Origin of the sequence: Pseudophaeobacter arcticus DSM 23566 (assembly GCF_000473205.1) — a bacterium.
GTDB lineage: Bacteria > Pseudomonadota > Alphaproteobacteria > Rhodobacterales > Rhodobacteraceae > Pseudophaeobacter > Pseudophaeobacter arcticus.
Genome location: NZ_KI421507.1, coordinates 113,394 through 130,324, shown reverse-complemented (window position 1 = coordinate 130,324; position 16,931 = coordinate 113,394). Strand labels below are relative to the sequence as shown.

Annotated in this window: 17 protein-coding genes; 12 read left to right on the top strand and 5 right to left on the bottom strand. The window is 54.3% G+C overall.

The window, feature by feature from the left end; genetic code table 11:
• The first annotated feature begins 152 nt into the window (after positions 1 to 152).
• Together ARCT_RS27870 and ARCT_RS28925 are read left to right on the top strand one after the other, a co-directional pair.
• Entirely contained in the window at positions 153 to 374 is a 222-nt protein-coding gene (locus tag ARCT_RS27870) for a transposase (RefSeq protein WP_154665432.1), read from the top strand.
• On the top strand, positions 292 to 483 hold the full coding sequence (locus tag ARCT_RS28925) for a transposase (protein ID WP_154665310.1): 192 nt from the start codon (positions 292 to 294) through the stop codon (positions 481 to 483). Before ARCT_RS27870 ends, ARCT_RS28925 begins: the two co-directional genes overlap by 83 nt.
• Before the next feature lie 1,368 nt (positions 484 to 1,851).
• Here ARCT_RS28925 and ARCT_RS27450 read toward each other — a convergent pair.
• A protein-coding gene (locus ARCT_RS27450; RefSeq protein WP_154665431.1) for an IS5 family transposase occupies positions 1,852 to 2,639 on the bottom strand; the annotation gives its coding sequence in 2 pieces (ribosomal slippage) (positions 1,852 to 2,300 and positions 2,300 to 2,639; 789 coding nt in all).
• Between the two features lie 515 nt (positions 2,640 to 3,154).
• On the opposite strand from ARCT_RS27450, the gene ARCT_RS0104680 reads away from it, so the two are divergent.
• Positions 3,155 to 4,393 carry a glycosyltransferase family 2 protein gene (locus tag ARCT_RS0104680; RefSeq protein ID WP_161631292.1) on the top strand — a complete coding sequence of 413 codons (1,239 nt, stop codon included), beginning with the start codon at positions 3,155 to 3,157 and terminating at the stop codon, positions 4,391 to 4,393.
• A 1-nt stretch (position 4,394) separates the two neighbouring features.
• Here the strand turns inward: ARCT_RS0104680 and ARCT_RS0104675 are convergent, their stop codons facing one another.
• The 3 genes from ARCT_RS0104675 to ARCT_RS28600 form a co-directional block, all read right to left on the bottom strand.
• Entirely contained in the window at positions 4,395 to 5,165 is a 771-nt protein-coding gene (locus ARCT_RS0104675; protein ID WP_027239020.1) for a cephalosporin hydroxylase family protein, read from the bottom strand.
• Between the two features lie 561 nt (positions 5,166 to 5,726).
• Positions 5,727 to 6,746, bottom strand: a complete 1,020-nt coding sequence (locus ARCT_RS0104670) for an IS110 family RNA-guided transposase (protein WP_027239017.1) — start codon at positions 6,744 to 6,746, stop codon at positions 5,727 to 5,729.
• A gap of 100 nt (positions 6,747 to 6,846) precedes the next feature.
• Positions 6,847 to 7,473 carry a thermonuclease family protein gene (locus ARCT_RS28600; protein WP_240476247.1) on the bottom strand — a complete coding sequence of 209 codons (627 nt, stop codon included), beginning with the start codon at positions 7,471 to 7,473 and terminating at the stop codon, positions 6,847 to 6,849.
• 482 nt (positions 7,474 to 7,955) lie between these two features.
• On the opposite strand from ARCT_RS28600, the gene ARCT_RS0104660 reads away from it, so the two are divergent.
• The 5 genes from ARCT_RS0104660 (at position 7,956) to ARCT_RS25425 (ending at position 13,103) form a co-directional block, all read left to right on the top strand.
• Positions 7,956 to 9,107, top strand: coding sequence for a tyrosine-type recombinase/integrase (locus tag ARCT_RS0104660; protein WP_027239018.1), 1,152 nt, complete (start codon positions 7,956 to 7,958; stop codon positions 9,105 to 9,107).
• A gap of 174 nt (positions 9,108 to 9,281) precedes the next feature.
• Positions 9,282 to 10,301: an IS110 family RNA-guided transposase gene (locus ARCT_RS0104655; RefSeq protein ID WP_027239017.1), complete on the top strand. Its 1,020-nt coding sequence runs from the start codon at positions 9,282 to 9,284 to the stop codon at positions 10,299 to 10,301.
• A 371-nt stretch (positions 10,302 to 10,672) separates the two neighbouring features.
• Positions 10,673 to 11,032: a hypothetical protein gene (locus tag ARCT_RS0104650; RefSeq protein ID WP_036784403.1), complete on the top strand. Its 360-nt coding sequence runs from the start codon at positions 10,673 to 10,675 to the stop codon at positions 11,030 to 11,032.
• 374 nt (positions 11,033 to 11,406) lie between these two features.
• A complete protein-coding gene (locus ARCT_RS27860) occupies positions 11,407 to 12,591 on the top strand; it encodes a hypothetical protein (protein ID WP_154665309.1) in 1,185 nt (394 codons plus the stop codon).
• A 113-nt stretch (positions 12,592 to 12,704) separates the two neighbouring features.
• The gene (locus ARCT_RS25425) at positions 12,705 to 13,103 is read left to right on the top strand and encodes a hypothetical protein (RefSeq protein ID WP_154665308.1); all 399 of its coding nucleotides are present in this window, start codon (positions 12,705 to 12,707) and stop codon (positions 13,101 to 13,103) included.
• Here ARCT_RS25425 and ARCT_RS0104635 read toward each other — a convergent pair.
• Entirely contained in the window at positions 13,100 to 14,221 is a 1,122-nt protein-coding gene (locus ARCT_RS0104635; protein ID WP_027239013.1) for a hypothetical protein, read from the bottom strand. The genes ARCT_RS25425 and ARCT_RS0104635 overlap by 4 nt on opposite strands.
• Positions 14,222 to 14,622: 401 nt before the next feature.
• Here ARCT_RS0104635 and ARCT_RS0104630 point away from each other — a divergent pair, with 401 nt between their 5' ends.
• The 4 genes from ARCT_RS0104630 (at position 14,623) to ARCT_RS0104615 (ending at position 16,914) form a co-directional block, all read left to right on the top strand.
• Positions 14,623 to 15,417 carry a hypothetical protein gene (locus ARCT_RS0104630; protein WP_161631291.1) on the top strand — a complete coding sequence of 265 codons (795 nt, stop codon included), beginning with the start codon at positions 14,623 to 14,625 and terminating at the stop codon, positions 15,415 to 15,417.
• A gap of 120 nt (positions 15,418 to 15,537) precedes the next feature.
• Complete coding sequence (locus ARCT_RS0104625) at positions 15,538 to 15,747, top strand: helix-turn-helix transcriptional regulator (RefSeq protein WP_027239011.1); 210 nt, start codon at positions 15,538 to 15,540, stop codon at positions 15,745 to 15,747.
• Positions 15,737 to 16,045, top strand: a complete 309-nt coding sequence (locus ARCT_RS0104620) for a hypothetical protein (protein ID WP_027239010.1) — start codon at positions 15,737 to 15,739, stop codon at positions 16,043 to 16,045. Before ARCT_RS0104625 ends, ARCT_RS0104620 begins: the two co-directional genes overlap by 11 nt.
• Complete coding sequence (locus ARCT_RS0104615) at positions 16,042 to 16,914, top strand: hypothetical protein (RefSeq protein ID WP_027239009.1); 873 nt, start codon at positions 16,042 to 16,044, stop codon at positions 16,912 to 16,914. The genes ARCT_RS0104620 and ARCT_RS0104615 overlap by 4 nt, the downstream gene beginning before the upstream one ends.
• Positions 16,915 to 16,931: the final 17 nt, after the last annotated feature.

Below are 16,931 nucleotides of genomic sequence, written 5' to 3'. Positions count from 1 at the left end.
GCCATTTTATTTGAATTCGGCAGGGAAATTGAACAAATGGCAGCGCCCTCACAATGACCTGGATTGGCGATTCTGACGTGTCCCCAAGATTTTGGGCCATTCAAATTGAGAGTTTGTTCTCGTAACGTTCAAAGCAACGAGGAGAACGAAGACTGCGCAAGTCACGGTTCACAGAGGAACAAATTGTCGGGATTTTGCAGGAGTATGCGGCGGGAGCCAAAGTCTCGGAGCTTTGCCGCAGTTCAAGCGTAAAGCAAACGATCCGGGGGATCGTTTGTCGCGCCGAACGGAATGTCGGACGCCACCTTGTGCAAGTGGAAAGCCAAGTATGGCGGCATGACAGTATCCGAGCTGCGGCGGTTGAAGAATCTTGAGGCAGAGAACACGGAACGGAAGCGCCTCCTGGCCGACGCCATGCTTGATAACGCCGGTCTCAAGGGGCTGTTGGCAATGGAAGCAGGCAAACGCCATGCGTTCGAGTGAGCCTGCGGACCCTCCTGACGCCTGCTGCCCGCCGGGATGCCGTGAGAACTCTGGTGCGCGATCACCAATTCACCGAGCGGCGGGCATGCAGGCTTGTTGGGATATCCAGATCAAGCCTGACGTATCTGGCGCGCCCACGCCCATTGCTCACGCCGCCGAATGATGGCACACGAATGTTGAGCAAACTCGATTTATGGGTGGCCCTGAAAATAGGGGCAGGTCACTTCCACAGTGCTTCCACGGGATAGGGAGTCGAAACGCAAGAAGCGCCCGATGGGGCGCTAAGGTGTTTATATTATTATGGTTTATGGTTGCGGGAACTCGCATTGGTCCCTGTTTCATTCCAACCGGGAGAAGAGTGCCAGACCTCACTTGCTCTAAGTCCAGCGAGGTCCGAAATCAGCCCAAACCGGACATTGCATCCATGTGTTCAAGCAATGCATATTAACCGATGAACCTGAGCTTCCCGAACGCGGACCAGCCATGGACAACTCCATTTAATTTTCTTGTTTATTTGAATTTTGGGTGGATTTAGAATTTTTTCTAAAAAATACTGCGCAATTTAAGGAAGATTTGAATGGCGGAAAAAATCATCCAAAATCCGCACAGCAGAACAGCTATTATGCCGCCTATGGGTCCGAGCATTAGGTCAAAAAATTTCAGTATGAGGATGGAAGAAAAGTAAGAAGCAACCGACAAGATTATGGTGATTCCAGGGTGCCTTCTAAGCATATCTTTGTAAAACTTTGTCACTGTCGGTTTCCTAAACTTGATTTCTGTCCTCAAAATTTTGGACTAGTACTTAAGTGTAAAGAGATTTGTGCTAGGCCAGCACAACAGTATGCCAAGGATTGAACGGCATCACCTTCCCCACGTGTTTCATTGCTTTCAATGCGATTGGCTAGCAGGTAAACAACGAAGAATCCGCTTAAATCTGAGGCGTCAGCTCAAGACTCCCTGTTTGCGTGTGGTCACGCAACACACCTCCCGCAGCGTCCCGCACCAGGCCGCGCTGTCGCCAAGCGCTCTCCAAACCCGGGTTGTAAACGTTGCCACAGATCAAAGCCGCCTGCGAAGTGCCGAGATTAAATTGGTTGGCGCTTCATTCAAATGTCCGCATTTGCGGCGTTAACTGCGGTTTCTTACAACTCGATTGAGCGGTAGCTTTGGGCCAGTCGCGCCTGACGCTCTGGTGTGCCACCATGACTTTGCAAAGCTCGCTACCTGCGCTTCGCTGACATCCGACCAGGGTGCAGCGAAGCATGGTTTACCGGCAACCTAGTGGACCGAAGCGACCGGCCCAGACCGGACATTCACACGGTGTCGCAACGCTGCGCTGAAGTACTCCCGAAGCGGACAATCATTAGGTCATGTTGGCAAATGCCGGAGCCAAAGGCGGATTGATGGGATGTCGATGAAGCCCAGGAAGCTTTCAGCAGTCTTGTCATAGCGGGTTGCGACGCGCCGGGCATTCTTTAGTTTGTTGAAGCATCGCTCAACCATGTTGCGCCGCCGGTAAAGTCTGTGATCTACCCCCACGCGCATCTTGCGGGTCTTGCGCATTGGAATTTGAGTGAGGATATCGCGCTCATCCATGGTTTTCCGAATGCGGTCAGCATCATAACCCCGATCTGCCAGCAGCACCTTGGGCCCCGGCAGGTTGTCGGCCATGACCAGGTCGAAACCGAGATAATCCGACGTTTGGCCCGGTGTGATTTGCGTTCTCATTGGCAGGCCATGCGCGTTGACACGGAGGCGGATCTTGGTCGTGAACCCACCTCTTGAACGGCCAAAACCCTGTCGAGGAGTCCCCCTTTAGCGCCCGCTGCCTGATGATGGGCGCGAATGACGGTGCTATCGACCATTTGCAGGGCCTCTGGGACGGCCCCGCTCTGGTTGAGGGTATCAAGAATGCCCTCCCAAAGCCCAGTCAAGGTCCATCGGCGAAACTGGCGGTAAACACTTGACCACTTTCCGAACTCCTCCGGCAGGTCACGCCAAGGAGATCCTGTCCGGGCGATCCAGAAAATCCCATCCAGAACAAGGCGATGGTTGGCCGGTTTGCGCCCGTTCGGTGCGCGGGTAGCGAGGATGAAATCTTCGAAAAACGCCCACTCATCGTCGGTCATCAAGTCTCGTGCCAAGCTGGCCTCCAGAGCAGATACCAGCTTGAAGCACGCCAACAGAGCGTTGTGAATCCCTTTTGTCAACACGGCCTAGATAGCCATATCGAAGACTATCCGCAGAACACCCTACGCCCCTGCCAGAACGCCTCAGCAAGGCAGCCGCGCGGTATCGGTTTAAGTAAAACGGGCGGGGAGCGAACCCTCGCTGCGGGCACGAAATCTCCGTTACAACAAGCGGAAGCAGACCTTCCAGATTTCTAGCCTAAAGCTGGGTTAGCACAGCACATTAGCTTACAGCTCAGAGATGTCCTTCACAACAAGTCCATCAAACTGATCGTGACTGAAGCTGCGAAGAGAAACGAAGACCCTAAATAGTTCTTTGTTGTCTGGACTTCGGCCATCCATTATAAATTCATCGTAGCTCTGAGATTTGTATTTCTTGGAATGCGGGTAGACTTGGGAAGCCGGCTTCACTTCGACCCAGAAAAATCGCATAAGATTAAAGATTTTCCCTACGTTAGATAATGCAAAAGGAGCTCTTCAAATTGAAAGTCAGCATTGCCATTCCAACCCGAGAACGAGGCCAGTATTTGCGGCATTCCGTTCAGACTGCTCTCGAGATCGACGATGACAACATTGAGATCATTGTAAGCGACAATGCCAGCTCCGACGGGACCAAGGAACTCATGCAAGAGTTTGATGACAGCCGACTGGTCTACGTGAATACGGGGGCGCGGTTGTCAATGCGGCAGAACTTTGAAACGGCTTTCAAAGCATCGACAGGTGATTATCTGATCTACTTCGGCGATGACGATGGGATGCTACCAAAACAGTTCCCCTACTTGCGGCAGCTTTTGGAGGCCAACAGACCTGATGGTCTGAGTTGGATCAAGGCAACCTATGGCTGGCCCATTGAAGGGTATGGAAGGAAGACCGGCGGTGTCAGATTCTACCGCAGCAATTGCTTCGGCTCTCCGAAGGCTTTTCACGGCGCGGAAAACCTACAGAAACTCATGACGGCAGACGTATCCAACCTGCGTCCGGTTCCAGATATATATCACGGCTGCCTTTCGCGCGCCTACATGCTCAAGACTTCGATGGACGGGAGAACGGTTTTCGACAGCGCCATTCCTGACGTCAACCTATCCTATAGATCCATCTTGAAAGACGGCCATTTCATCGGAGTTGACCACCCGTTCTCGATCAACGGATACAGCCCGGCCAGCACCGGCGGTGGCCACGGAGCCGAACAAAACAATTGTTCTGGGACCAGCAGCAGCAAGCTTTTTGCAAAAGAGAACATTACCGACCCGATGAGCGATGTGTTTCCCCATGCCGGATCAGTCCCATTGGCGTTTTTCTCGACCCTGGAGACCTTGCGGCGCAACCATGCCCTTGAGGCATTTCAACCCGACTACCTCAGCTGGTATAAGTATGTTCGTGGATCGACCAGAAAGAACCCAGCGCTAGCAGAGCAAATGCGTGGCATTCTGGGGGACCACGCCGCAGCGAAGGGCACACAATCCCTCCTGGACGCCGCTCTGCAAGGCCCGCCTCAGGCCAAACGAAGCCTGAAAGAGCGCTTCGCCCGTGCGCAGGGGCAACTATCGAGTTTCAGGGTGTCCGCAACCGAGGGAGGCGAAAACACCATTCTTACGGCAGCCCATATGATAGATGCGATCTTGGGGCAAGATTTTGGCGCGGTTCTGTCAGGCGATATGACGCCTCGCTTGGCCTGGAAGGCGGCCAAGCGTCGGTCCAAGGGTTTTCAGCGCCAGCTTTGATCTACCGGACCCGTTTGAGAAAACCATCATGAGCGACCGTGATCAGCAGTTTCGCGGGGATGCTCTTGTCAATCTCGAACTCGGAGTGGGTCTTGAGATAGTCCCAAACCGCAGTTTTTGGATTGTTGCCCGGTCCCCAGGAGCGATCGGGATACTCGTCTGCAGGCATGTCCTCGATTAGCGTGTCGAAGACGACGCAATAACTTCCGACCGACGTGAGCGGCGCATAAAGCTCCAGTTCGCTCCGGACATGATCATGAGTGTGGTTTGAATCTAGACAGACAAGGACGCGCTCGTATCCTTCAGCAGCCTTATTAACCTTGGCGAAGATGTCTGGGTCAATGCTGGACCCCTCGATCATCTCAATGCGAGAGGCCATTGGATGCTTCTGAATAGCGGTAAGGTTGTGCGCGCGGATGTCGATGTCGATACCCAGAACTTTGCGGGACGAGTTCGATGGGTCAATGACAGTGCCCGCCTCAATGGCATCGCACATGTCCAGTAACGCAAGCATGGACGCACTGAAGACCAGCGACCCACCATGCGCAATACCCGTCTCGATGATCAGATCGGGCTTGATGCTCCAGATGAGTTCTTGCATCGCTACGATATCTTGCGGGTATTGAATGATCGGGCGATCTTGCCAGTGGTAGTTATACGAATACTTTGGCTGGGTCGTGGCTTGCAGAAATGTCATAGCCAAGTCGTTCAACGGCTTGTTGTTCATCATTTCCGCGATGCGGCCTGCGATCTCTTGCTTAAATTCAGTCATTTCCCACCTCAACATATGTAAATGCGTCGTTCGACATATTCCGGATTTCCTCGCAGTAATTCGGGTTCATATCAAGGATTCTTGCAGACCGGGGCAGGTTTGGCAAAACCTCCTCGGGCGCGCAGACACGCAGCCGGGTTCCTGCGAGGAAACGCCCTAGCTTGCTCTGGTTGATGTCGCTCACGGCTTCAACCGGAGCGCGTTCGCGTAGCAGGGCATAGATCACCCCCTATGGAAGCGCCTCCCCAGACAGAGGAGGTCCGCTTTGGAGAAGCTGCGTTGCAGCGACCCTGGTCCGTGTGAAAGGCATCTGTGGGTGGCTCCTGCATTGCAAGCGTTTTCTGTCGGTATTTGCGGTCATTTTCGTCAGTACTGTCGTCTGTCCGGCCTGTTTATGTTTTGGCATTGCCTCCACTGGCCCTAATGAATTCCGCGAGCGAGGTTCCAATCGGCTTATCGACCTCAGAGGGCCGCAGCCATTCCCGGAGTGTCCTTGCTCTTGGTTGACTTAAGTCCGCATCATTACTTCAACGTCTTGCATCTGGTAGGCAGTCGGCGCGGTTAGAACGCGGGCTGCCTGTATTCCTGTTTCTTTGTGAGCATCGCCCAGATGGAACGCGCTGCCTTGTTCGCCATCGCGACGGTTGCCAGCCGGAACGGTTTCTCCGCGATGATCTTCGCCGTCCACAGATCGACTTTTTCAGGTGAGCGCTTCGCCATTACGGCGCGAGACGTCATGCCCACGACCAGAAGCTTGCGAATGTAGCGGTCGCCAGCCTTTGTGATCTTGCCCAATCGCTCCTTGCCGCCGCTGGATTTGTTGAGCGGGGTCAGCCCCAGCCAAGCCGCTAGATCGCGCCCGGTGCGGAATTGTTTTGCGTCCCCGATCGTAGCGACAATGGCCGATGCTGTTATTGGCCCAATTCCTGGCATGCGCATCAATCTGCGCGCATTAGCATTTAGCAGAGCATGTTGCTCGATCATCTTGGAATAGCCAGAGATGCGTTCGTTCAGGCCGATGAATTGGTAGCACTGTATCCCGAGCATCCCGTTCGCGATCTCAGGCATGTCCGGGTGATCACCGTCAAGGTGGCGCTTCGCAAAGGCCGTTACCGCTTCGATCCCGATAGGCAAGATATGCCCGAACTCGCGCAACAGGCTGCGGATCATATTGGCCAGCTGGGTGCGCTGCCGGACTGCCAGATCCCGCGTGCGGTGGATCGATAGAATAGCCTGTTGATCCTCGGTCTTGATCTCGACAAAGCGCATCGTCGGGCGCCTGACGGCTTCGCAAATTGCCTCCGCGTCCACCGCATCTGTCTTTCCGCGTTTGACATAAGGCTTTACATAGTTCGCAGGCATCAACCTGACATCGTGACCAAGTTTGCGCAGTGTGCGCCCCCAATGGTGCGCTGATCCACAGGCCTCCATTCCGACCATACAAGGCGGCAGCGTCTCGAAGAACGCCAATAGCTTCGCACGCTTGATCGCCTTGTTGAAGATCACGCGACCATTCTCGGAAATACCGTGAACTTGAAAAACATCCTTGGCCAAATCTAGGCCGACTGTCTTAACTGTCATTGGGTGGCTCCTTTCCTAGCAGTTGATGATAATTGCACTTTGGCACATTCGATGCCGGTGGAGCAGGAGCCACCCACCTCATCCGCATTGGGCCGGTTTTTCATTTTTCTTTGCTTTCACCATTCTTTCGCGCGTCAAATTTTTCCAAAACATCTATGCGGCCTTTTTGGCGAGCGTCGGCAAGCCAAAGCTTCTTACGGATGCCAGCGACCTCAAGATTACTGTAATTACCACCTGAGAACTTTGGCCAGTCGATAGCGAGGCCCTGTTTTACTAGTTCCTCGGATAGATCACGACCATCAGGCAGGAAGCACTTTGCAACTGTACGGCCATATTCGTCTTCATCAGTGATCTCCGCGCGTATACGATGACCTTTACACAGATGCACCATGGCCCACTTGGCCTTCTTGCCGTAGGGATGATGCAGTTCCGGTGCGTCTATTCCGTAAAGCCGTACTTGGGTCTTTTGGATCGTAATTGTGTCACCGTCCGTAACGTAAGCTCGCCCTTCCAGTACGCGCGGCAGCGTGACTGAGTGAGAGGTCGTTGCATCGAACGCATCGACCCTTTTGGGCGCACGAGACTGCGGCGTTTTTGGTTGCGCCGAAGAAGCGGCAATACTGCGGCCTGCCTTATAGGCAAGCGTTTCTCTAACCGGTTTCTTGTGTGGCTTAGCCCGAGGCCGATAGCTCGGCTTACAAAGCGATCTGAAAAGAAATCTGAACATCTCTAAATTGTATGAAGTAGCGCCACTGAAAGCAAACGGATTACAGGAGCGCGCAGGGACACTTCGACCCGCTTTGTCAGCCCCTGCGCTCGTCTCCCTGAGTGAGCATGCCACTCCTATGCCCTACGGCAGTGTTGCGTATTCACCACAGCTCCAAACGCGTTCCGTTTGCTTCCACAGTGCTTCCACGGGATAGGGAGTCGAAACGCAAGAAGCGCCCGATTGGGCGCTATGCTACTGAGATTATTTGGTAATATTGGTTGCGGGAGTAGGATTTGAACCTACGACCTTCAGGTTATGAGCCTCACAGGCGTGATATTGCTATAGTTTACTGAACATATTTCTTTGTATATTTATCAATATATTACACCCATACAAACTAAACCACTCACACCCGTATATTGTTCAAATTTGCTCGTCAGTGTAGCACTGGTGTAGCACCAATAGTATTTCGTAGCACCAAGACATTTCAGGGGAACAGCGTGGCCAGCCATCGTTTGAACTTTACCAAAGCCGCACTCTTAAAGGCCGCAGCCGCCAGGAAGGGCGCGCGGGACTATTACTATGATGAACGTGAAGCGGGGCTAATGATGGCCGTAACCGCTGCGGGATCAAAGAGCTTTTACCTCTACAAACGAATTGAGGGCCGCCCGGAACGCCTGCTCTTGGGCAAGTTCCCCGACATGACCGTAGAGCAAGCCCGCAAAGCTGCCGCCAAGGCCAAAGGCGGCATCGCCGCCGGAGCGAACCCGCAAAAAGACAAGAAGGCCATTCGAGACGAGATGACGTTTGGCGCGCTCTTCGGCGAATACATGGACAAATACTCCAAGGTTCACAAAAAATCGTGGAAATACGATGAGCGCGAAGTGAACAAGTATCTGTCGCACTGGTTCCGCCGTAAAATCTCCAGCATTGACCGGGCCGAGGTCGAACGGCTGCATGCCAAGACCGGCAAGGAAAACGGCATCTATCAGGCCAATCGCCTGCTTGAACGCATTCGTTCCATTTTCAACAAAGGGATCGAATGGGGTTGGAAGGGCGTAAACCCGGCAACCGGGATCAAGAAATTCCGCGAACAGAGCCGCGACAGGTTCCTGCAACCGGACGAGCTGCCCCGCTTTTTTGAAGCCCTGGCGAATGAACCAAATGAGGCCGCGCGGGATTTCTTTATGATCTCCCTGCTGACCGGGGCGCGCAAATCAAACACCCTGGCGATGATGTGGAAAGATATCAGTTTTGAAGCCGCAACCTGGCGCATTGAGGAAACCAAAAACGCTGACCCGCTGACAGTCCACCTGCCCCAGCAAGCCGTTGAATTGCTAATTGAGCGCAAGCTGAAATCAGACAGCCCCTATGTATTTGCTGGCTCCGGCAAGAGCGGCCACCTGGCCGACCCCAAGAAAGCCTGGACGCGCATTTTGGCAGAGGCAGGCATTGAAAACCTGCGCATACACGACCTGCGCCGCACCCTTGGCAGCTATCAGGCAGCGACGGGGGCCAATGGCTATATCATCGAAAAATCGCTGGGCCACCGTTCGCAGCAATCGACCGCAATCTATGCCAGGCTAAACCTGGACCCGGTCCGTGAAAGCGTAGACAAGGCAACTGAGCTGATGTTCTCGAAGACGCGGTAGCATATCCCCCAATGGCAGTTCTGCGCAGGAAGCTGACTTTGCAAAGTCCAAGCCGCCGCGCATAGTGGCAGGGCGCGACCGGCCCGGAGCGGATGAGGTGGGTGGCTCCTGCTCCACCGGCATCGAATGTGCCAAAGTGCAATTATCATCAACTGCTAGGAAAGGAGCCACCCAATGACAGTTAAGACAGTCGGCCTAGATTTGGCCAAGGATGTTTTTCAAGTTCACGGTATTTCCGAGAATGGTCGCGTGATCTTCAACAAGGCGATCAAGCGTGCGAAGCTATTGGCGTTCTTCGAGACGCTGCCGCCTTGTATGGTCGGAATGGAGGCCTGTGGATCAGCGCACCATTGGGGGCGCACACTGCGCAAACTTGGTCACGATGTCAGGTTGATGCCTGCGAACTATGTAAAGCCTTATGTCAAACGCGGAAAGACAGATGCGGTGGACGCGGAGGCAATTTGCGAAGCCGTCAGGCGCCCGACGATGCGCTTTGTCGAGATCAAGACCGAGGATCAACAGGCTATTCTATCGATCCACCGCACGCGGGATCTGGCAGTCCGGCAGCGCACCCAGCTGGCCAATATGATCCGCAGCCTGTTGCGCGAGTTCGGGCATATCTTGCCTATCGGGATCGAAGCGGTAACGGCCTTTGCGAAGCGCCACCTTGACGGTGATCACCCGGACATGCCTGAGATCGCGAACGGGATGCTCGGGATACAGTGCTACCAATTCATCGGCCTGAACGAACGCATCTCTGGCTATTCCAAGATGATCGAGCAACATGCTCTGCTAAATGCTAATGCGCGCAGATTGATGCGCATGCCAGGAATTGGGCCAATAACAGCATCGGCCATTGTCGCTACGATCGGGGACGCAAAACAATTCCGCACCGGGCGCGATCTAGCGGCTTGGCTGGGGCTGACCCCGCTCAACAAATCCAGCGGCGGCAAGGAGCGATTGGGCAAGATCACAAAGGCTGGCGACCGCTACATTCGCAAGCTTCTGGTCGTGGGCATGACGTCTCGCGCCGTAATGGCGAAGCGCTCACCTGAAAAAGTCGATCTGTGGACGGCGAAGATCATCGCGGAGAAACCGTTCCGGCTGGCAACCGTCGCGATGGCGAACAAGGCAGCGCGTTCCATCTGGGCGATGCTCACAAAGAAACAGGAATACAGGCAGCCCGCGTTCTAACCGCGCCGACTGCCTACCAGATGCAAGACGTTGAAGTAATGATGCGGACTTAAGTCAACCAAGAGCAAGGACACTCCGGGAATGGCTGCGGCCCTCTGAGGTCGATAAGCCGATTGGAACCTCGCTCGCGGAATTCATTAGGGCCAGTGGAGGCAATGCCAAAACATAAACAGGCCGGACAGACGACAGTACTGACGAAAATGACCGCAAATACCGACAGAAAACGCTTGCAATGCAGGAGCCACCCACAGATGCCACTCGTTGGGGAAACTGTCGCCGCAGTGCGGCTTCGCCGAAGCGTACCTCGGAACAATACGCCCTTTAATCGAGCTAAGTAATGCATATCTCTCATCCAAAGGGAGAGGACAGACATGGCACTAACAATGGACATGGACGCTAGGAAGGCCGAGTTGTTGTTGCGAGCAGCATTACTGGATGACGCAAGCAACGTGGGAGAAAGGCTGGCTGCTTTGAGCGCTGACATCAAGGTCGATGATGACGGCGACGCGTGGATAACGTTGGACATGGACCTCTGGCCTGAAGACAAGGAGTCGCCTGAGGCTGAGGCTATTGCAAAAATGCTGTGGTTAGAAATTGACTGGTCGGTGACCGATGGAACCTTTCCGTTCGCCTGGCCCGGTCTTGGCGCGCACTCCGACAAAACGACGACCTACTTCAAGATGGTGCTGGACGCGTATGGCGGGCAGAGGCCCGACAAGGGCACCAAGTAGTCGCGGCCCAGAGCGGCCTTTCACCCACTGATCGACATGCTGCGGTGCGGCCCGCAATAGGAGACATTTGGCGAGACAGCAACGCATCTTTGTGCTGAATTCGTAAAAATAGAGAAAACCCAGCCTAAAGGGTTAAGAGGTCGGCACATCCCTCTAACGGACACCCAGCTTGCACTTCGAAGGCTGCGGCTCAGCCAATCGACCTGTATTCTAACTGCAGGTGCATGGCTTTGCTTGTTTCACATTTCCTTGATGCCATGATTGGGTGAAAGCCTTTCGTTGTTTTCACCACGTCAGCGATGGTCCATGCGTTGCGGGCAAGCTACAATCTCGAAAGATCAATACCAGATTCAGTAAGTGGACCGATGCAGGCAATGGCGTATTACGACCAAGATTTCAAAGAGGTTGCCCACTGCGGTGCCAATACCACGATAAATATCGCATGCGATGCCGAAGGGCGAAAGGGCGCGGCGTTTGGAATTGTCGGGCGTAGTCCGGGGCCGATGACTGCCGTTGGCGTCTACATCTTACTTCCACATGGAATTCCAGTGTCTGATTTCAAATTGGGTGGAATTGGGCAATCGTTTGACCCGCCACCACCAGAGGGATGTGTTCCAGCAATCATAGGGTCCGACTCGCTTGGATGCTGGGGCCACCAGTGTCCGCAGTGCAATGGGTACTTTCGCAATGGAAACCATGCTGCGATTTATCCGCAAACTTGTCCTTATTGCGGCCTGAGAACGGCAGCATTTCAATTTCTCACACCAGCACAGCGACGGTTCTTAGCTCACCTTGCGGAGACTTTGGAGGAAGAATTAGCTGCCCCCGATGAAAAGGGGACAGAGCGACAAGTAGAAATCGACATGGAAAGCATCGTCAAACAGGCCGCAGATGAACCCAAGCCCGATTTCTACTACGCGTCACAGACCCAACAGACGCGATACAAGTGTGATCACTGCGGCGAGTTCAACGATATCAGGGGACTCTATGGCTACTGCGCCGCTTGCGGGTGGCGGAATAACATACAGATGCTTTCCGGTCGGCTTGAGGAAATCAGGCAATCTCTAAATAGGGGACAAGCGCAATCAGAGGCAGCCGTAGGCCAAAGCGTTTCTGCATTCGATGCAGCTTGCCGTGACTTTGCCAAACAACTTATGCGCCGGACTCCGATGAAGGCCGCGCGGAAAGAAGCGCTTTCTAGATTAGTCTTTCATGACATTGAGTCGGAAACATTCAAGCGTTTGAAAGACTTTTTCGACCTGAACCCGTTTAAAGGAATAGCGGATAAAGATACTCGCTTTATCAGGTTGATGATGGAGCGCAGGCACGTCTTTGAACACAATGCGGGTGTCATCGACAGTAGATACGTCGAACGCAGCGGCGATGATGTTGCGGTAGAGGGAACCCTATTACGTGAGACCCGCGAAAACGCGCATCGCCTAATTGGTTTGCTTGCACGTATCGCAAGCAATGTTGACAGTGACTTCCATGAGATTTTCACACCAACTGAGTGGCCAATCAAATATTTCAAAGAGACGCAAGAAAGGGCGTCCCGGTAGCCGCGCGCCGGTAAAGAAAGAAAAAATCTGAGTTAACGATAAATTAGCATGTGAACGGAGAAATCGAGAATGCCTAAACTAAGCGCAAAAGACAAACTCGACAAAAGGTGCTTGTGCGCACAATCAATGAATTTCTACGGCGCGACAAATTCGGGCTGACGCCCGACGCAAATAACTTTGCGGAATCTCCAACGATTGAATTTGAGATGGATGGAATTCCGGGAATCGGACACGCACATGACGCTGGGCATGGCGAAATTTCTATTAAGGTCGCGCTTTGGCCCACGGATCAGGGAAAGAGATTTATCGCCGCCGCCGTATCGGGATCAGCGATGCGCAGGAAGATGGGCGGTTTCTACACGTCCGCGTGGCTCGAACGTAAAGACGGCGCGTGGCTGCAAACATCGAACGGCCTGACGGCCTCATGCGCTAAGGATAGACGCGCAGATGTGGAAGCTCTGCCGTGGGAAGCCCCTAATGGTTTCGGCGCAGAAGGCAAATTCTACCTTTAGTCGGCTGTCTCAGCCGCGCCAGCGGCAGGCGGCTGCAACGCCCTCAGACCTTCCAAGACTGCCGCCGCCGTGGCTTCATTGGACGCTGCGATACCATCTATCAAGCGTTCCGTCTGCGCCGCGTCAGCGGCCTGCATCGCATCAATCTCAGTCTGTAGCCCAGTAATCGTCTGTTGAAGCGCTTCCGTTTGCTGATTTGGCAAATAGGTATTTGCAGCGTACTGCGCACCAAACACAAGGAACGGAATGACTATCGCGGCCCACATGGCACGCTTGCCAAGCCGGATGGCGTCTGCCGCCGCTTCATCGTTCTTCGATGCAGCTTCTTTGAAGTCTCTCAGAAATTCCGCCGCCGCCAATTGAAGCTCTGTCGCTGTCTGCGCGGACGTTTCGGCAACGTGCGAGATTTGATCAAAGCGATGTTCAATGCGCTCAAGGCGCTTGTTTGTCTCGATAAGCGGGTTTTCAATTCTTGGCAGATCGATGACCGGGGGCATTACTTCAAGCCGCTCTTGATTCATCTGGTCCAAGACACTTTGTTGCTCTGCAATCCCGGCGGCTATGCGTGAGAAAGATGACTCTTCGCCCAAGCCAAGACCGCGCATCCGATCTTGTAGCCCTGACGCTGCTAACGCGGCTGCACCGGTAGCCCCGGTCAGGTTATCCAAATATCCTTCTGGCAAGCCGCCTAAGGCCGCTTTACGGGCTTCTTCTATCGCTGAGCGTTCGGCGCTGAGATGATCCATTATACCTGCACCCGTCAGGGCGGACATATGGTCTTGGATACCGCTTGTCGCCAAGCCGCTCATAGCGTCGCGCACTTGATCCTGCATGCTGTGTATGCCGCTGGCATTGATTGCGTCTTGTATGCTGCCAATCCCGCTCGCGTTGATCGCATCTTGCAAACTGGTCACGGAACCCATGGCTTCCTGTAGCGCGCTGACGCCGCCGATACCGCGCAATGCGTCCTTCATAACAGCGCTTCCTTCCGTCATTTCCTTGAACTGTTCCCTCAGGCGTTCATCCGCAGCCGCCCGGTCTTCATCGCTCATTTCCATGTTTAACTTGGAAATGTCGAAAATTTTGGGTTTCTCATTGCCGGTGTCTTCATCACTCATCGTCTACACCTTGTCGTCGCCTCGCCGCTTTCTGCATAATATAGTGCCTGCCGTTGGCGTATACTAGCATTGAGGGTGAAAGTTTGTGGAACCCAACTCAACGGCAGCTTTTCGAGTTTCGAAGGAGCCATTTTGCAAGCGCAGCCAATGACCAGTTTCCGCCCTACGTGACTGAATACAGGCCTCGGATCAGGGGCGCGGGGCATGTCCGCTTTAGGCTGACTGCGGCCCTTAGAGCTTCTTCTGGTTTCTTTGTAAATTAGCCGCTGCATCACTGTCTTTGCTGTCAGCACTGTCAGCCTCTGGTATTTTTATCTTGAATGCCCGACAACGACAGAGCTTTCCGTTGAATGTTGAGGCTTGCTTTGTCCCATCCAGACGTTTTAACCCAATCCGAGCGCTTGGCCGCTTTCTACCCCTCTCTTACATTCGACCTTACAGAGGACACCAAAGGGCAGTTTGATCAGATCGTTCCCCAAGAAGCTATCGATAGCTTTTCCAATTGCCTGGGCCTTCCACCGGAAAGCGGGCGGGCAATTCTGCTAGACGCGGCGAACACCTATTTCTCCGGTATAATAGAGCGCTTTGAGCAACGTTCAGCAAAGCAGGACAATGCAGCGCTCTCCAAAGTCGCAGCCAAAGCTGAACAGCTTGAAAGTGCCTTACTGGAGCTTGTCGATCACCCTAACTTGGAGACCCAGCTGGAGGACCGCATTCGAGGGTTTCACGCGCTGGCCGAGACCCCTAATGGCCTATCCCTGCCCGACTTGATCGGCACACGCCGGAAAATATTTCACCACTTGCAGGACATGCTGGTGGATTTACAGGCTTGTGCGGAAGCAACTCGCAACCACCAGCCAAAGAAGGAAGACTATTCAAACGAGTACCTCTTTGGCGACCGGCCGAACGCTCAAGAACAATATGAACTGGACACTGAGGCCTGGAAGCGACGCAGTCAGGCCCGCAAGCTGGGCAGAGACCACCCGCTGCAGTGCTTTCTGCGTTCGGTCTTGCCACATTGGCAATCCAACTCAAACCTCCCCTTCACTGAAGGAATGTATTTCAAGGAACTGCAAGAGAACCTGTCGGCAACCATTGCAACACTTCATCCGATTGTCGAACGGATCGACACCGAGATAACGCCGCAACGGGTGGCGAGCACCATCCGCAAGCTGCGCGAAGACGGTAAGCTCTAAGCTCATCGTAAGAATGGGGAAGGATTTCCGCCCCATTCTTACGATTCAGTTTGTTGGCATTTGCCCAATGTTTCTGGCTACTTCTCTCATCACTCACACATTGAAAGGGAGTGATGAACTATGAGCAATCCAAAACAAAACGCGCTGCTGACCCCGCAGGAAGTCGCAGATCGGCTTGGGGTTTCGCCGACCACGCTTGCGACCTGGCGCTGCACCAAGCGCTACCCGCTGGCTTATGTCAAAGTTGGTCGCCTGGTGCGCTACCGTGCTGGCGACGTCGAAGCCTTTGAGATTTCTCGCCTGCGGGAGGTGGTTGCAAATGACTGGTAACTGGAAGCCAATTGAGTTTGCCGCCATCGCAGAACTGTGCCGGGTCAACCTGCACAGCCTTCTGGCGGAATGGCTGCCCGATGGGCGGCGTATGGGGCGCGATTGGGTGGCGTTAAACCCCACCCGCGCGGATCGCTCGCCAGGGTCGTTCCGGATCAACATGGATAATTGTCTTTGGGCGGACTTTGCCACCGACGACAGGGGCGGCGATGCCATCAGCCTCTTTGCCTACCTGAATGGGCTACAGCAGGGACAGGCCGCACGCGCACTGGCGCAGCGCTTTGGGGTGCAGCCATGAGCGCGCTGCAAGATCTGCGCCACCCCTCTGCGGGTCTGGCTGACAAACAGCATATCTACACCGACCAAACAGGAACACCCCTTCTGGTCGCCAATCGCTATGAAGGAAACGGCACGGGACAGCGCAAGTTCTTCCTGCCCTATGATGTGGCCAAAGCTGCATGGAAAGCACCGCAATCACGCCCCATCTACAACCTGGACAAAATCGCCCAGGCCGCGCCAGACCAGCCGATCTTTTGGGTGGAAGGTGAGACCTGCGCCGATGCGCTCACAGATCTCGGATACCTGGCCTCCACCAGCTTTGGCGGCAGCAAGGCCCTGGCAAAAACCGACCTGTCGCCACTGGCAGGGCGCAGGGTCATCATCTGGCCTGATCTTGACGCGCCAGGGCAGGATTATGCCAAACAGCTCGCACAAGATCTCGTTACGTTACATAAAGCGACGCCGCTCTTGCTGCCGATCACCGACGCCCTGATTAAATCCCATGATCGGACCGGGGTCCTCCCCCAACCGCTGCCCAAGGGGTGGGACGTTGCCGATGCTATCACGGCGGGCTGGGGCTGTGGCGAGATTGACAGCCTGATCAACGGGGTGTTCTGCGACCTTCCCGATGCAACGATCCCGTACGTTACGATACAGGCTGGAACAGCGGCAAATGCGCCGCTCGCCCCTACGTATAGGTATAGGGGGGACAGCGCCGAGGAAGCCGCCCTACGTATAGGTAACGATACGGACCAGGACCGGGCACGGGTTGATGACCTGGAGCTGTGGAAGACACCACAGGGCGAACCTTACGTAACCCTTCCCCGCCAGGGGCATCTTGAGAACTGGGCCACCGGCTCCAAGGTGTTTCGCGATTACCTGGCCTAGCACCGTTGTAGCACTGC

Excerpts from the sequence above, each read along its gene's own strand:
- ARCT_RS28925 (WP_154665310.1), top strand. The coding sequence starts at position 292 with ATGTCGGACGCCACCTTGTGCAAGTGGAAAGCCAAGTATGGCGGCATG.
- ARCT_RS0104675 (WP_027239020.1), bottom strand. The coding sequence starts at position 5,165 with ATGACTGAATTTAAGCAAGAGATCGCAGGCCGCATCGCGGAAATGATG.
- ARCT_RS0104670 (WP_027239017.1), bottom strand. The coding sequence starts at position 6,746 with ATGACAGTTAAGACAGTCGGCCTAGATTTGGCCAAGGATGTTTTTCAA.
- ARCT_RS28600 (WP_240476247.1), bottom strand. The coding sequence starts at position 7,473 with ATGTTCAGATTTCTTTTCAGATCGCTTTGTAAGCCGAGCTATCGGCCT.
- ARCT_RS0104655 (WP_027239017.1), top strand. The coding sequence starts at position 9,282 with ATGACAGTTAAGACAGTCGGCCTAGATTTGGCCAAGGATGTTTTTCAA.
- ARCT_RS0104650 (WP_036784403.1), top strand. The coding sequence starts at position 10,673 with ATGGCACTAACAATGGACATGGACGCTAGGAAGGCCGAGTTGTTGTTG.
- ARCT_RS27860 (WP_154665309.1), top strand. The coding sequence starts at position 11,407 with ATGGCGTATTACGACCAAGATTTCAAAGAGGTTGCCCACTGCGGTGCC.
- ARCT_RS0104635 (WP_027239013.1), bottom strand. The coding sequence starts at position 14,221 with ATGAGTGATGAAGACACCGGCAATGAGAAACCCAAAATTTTCGACATT.
- ARCT_RS0104625 (WP_027239011.1), top strand. The coding sequence starts at position 15,538 with ATGAGCAATCCAAAACAAAACGCGCTGCTGACCCCGCAGGAAGTCGCA.
- ARCT_RS0104620 (WP_027239010.1), top strand. The coding sequence starts at position 15,737 with ATGACTGGTAACTGGAAGCCAATTGAGTTTGCCGCCATCGCAGAACTG.
- ARCT_RS0104615 (WP_027239009.1), top strand. The coding sequence starts at position 16,042 with ATGAGCGCGCTGCAAGATCTGCGCCACCCCTCTGCGGGTCTGGCTGAC.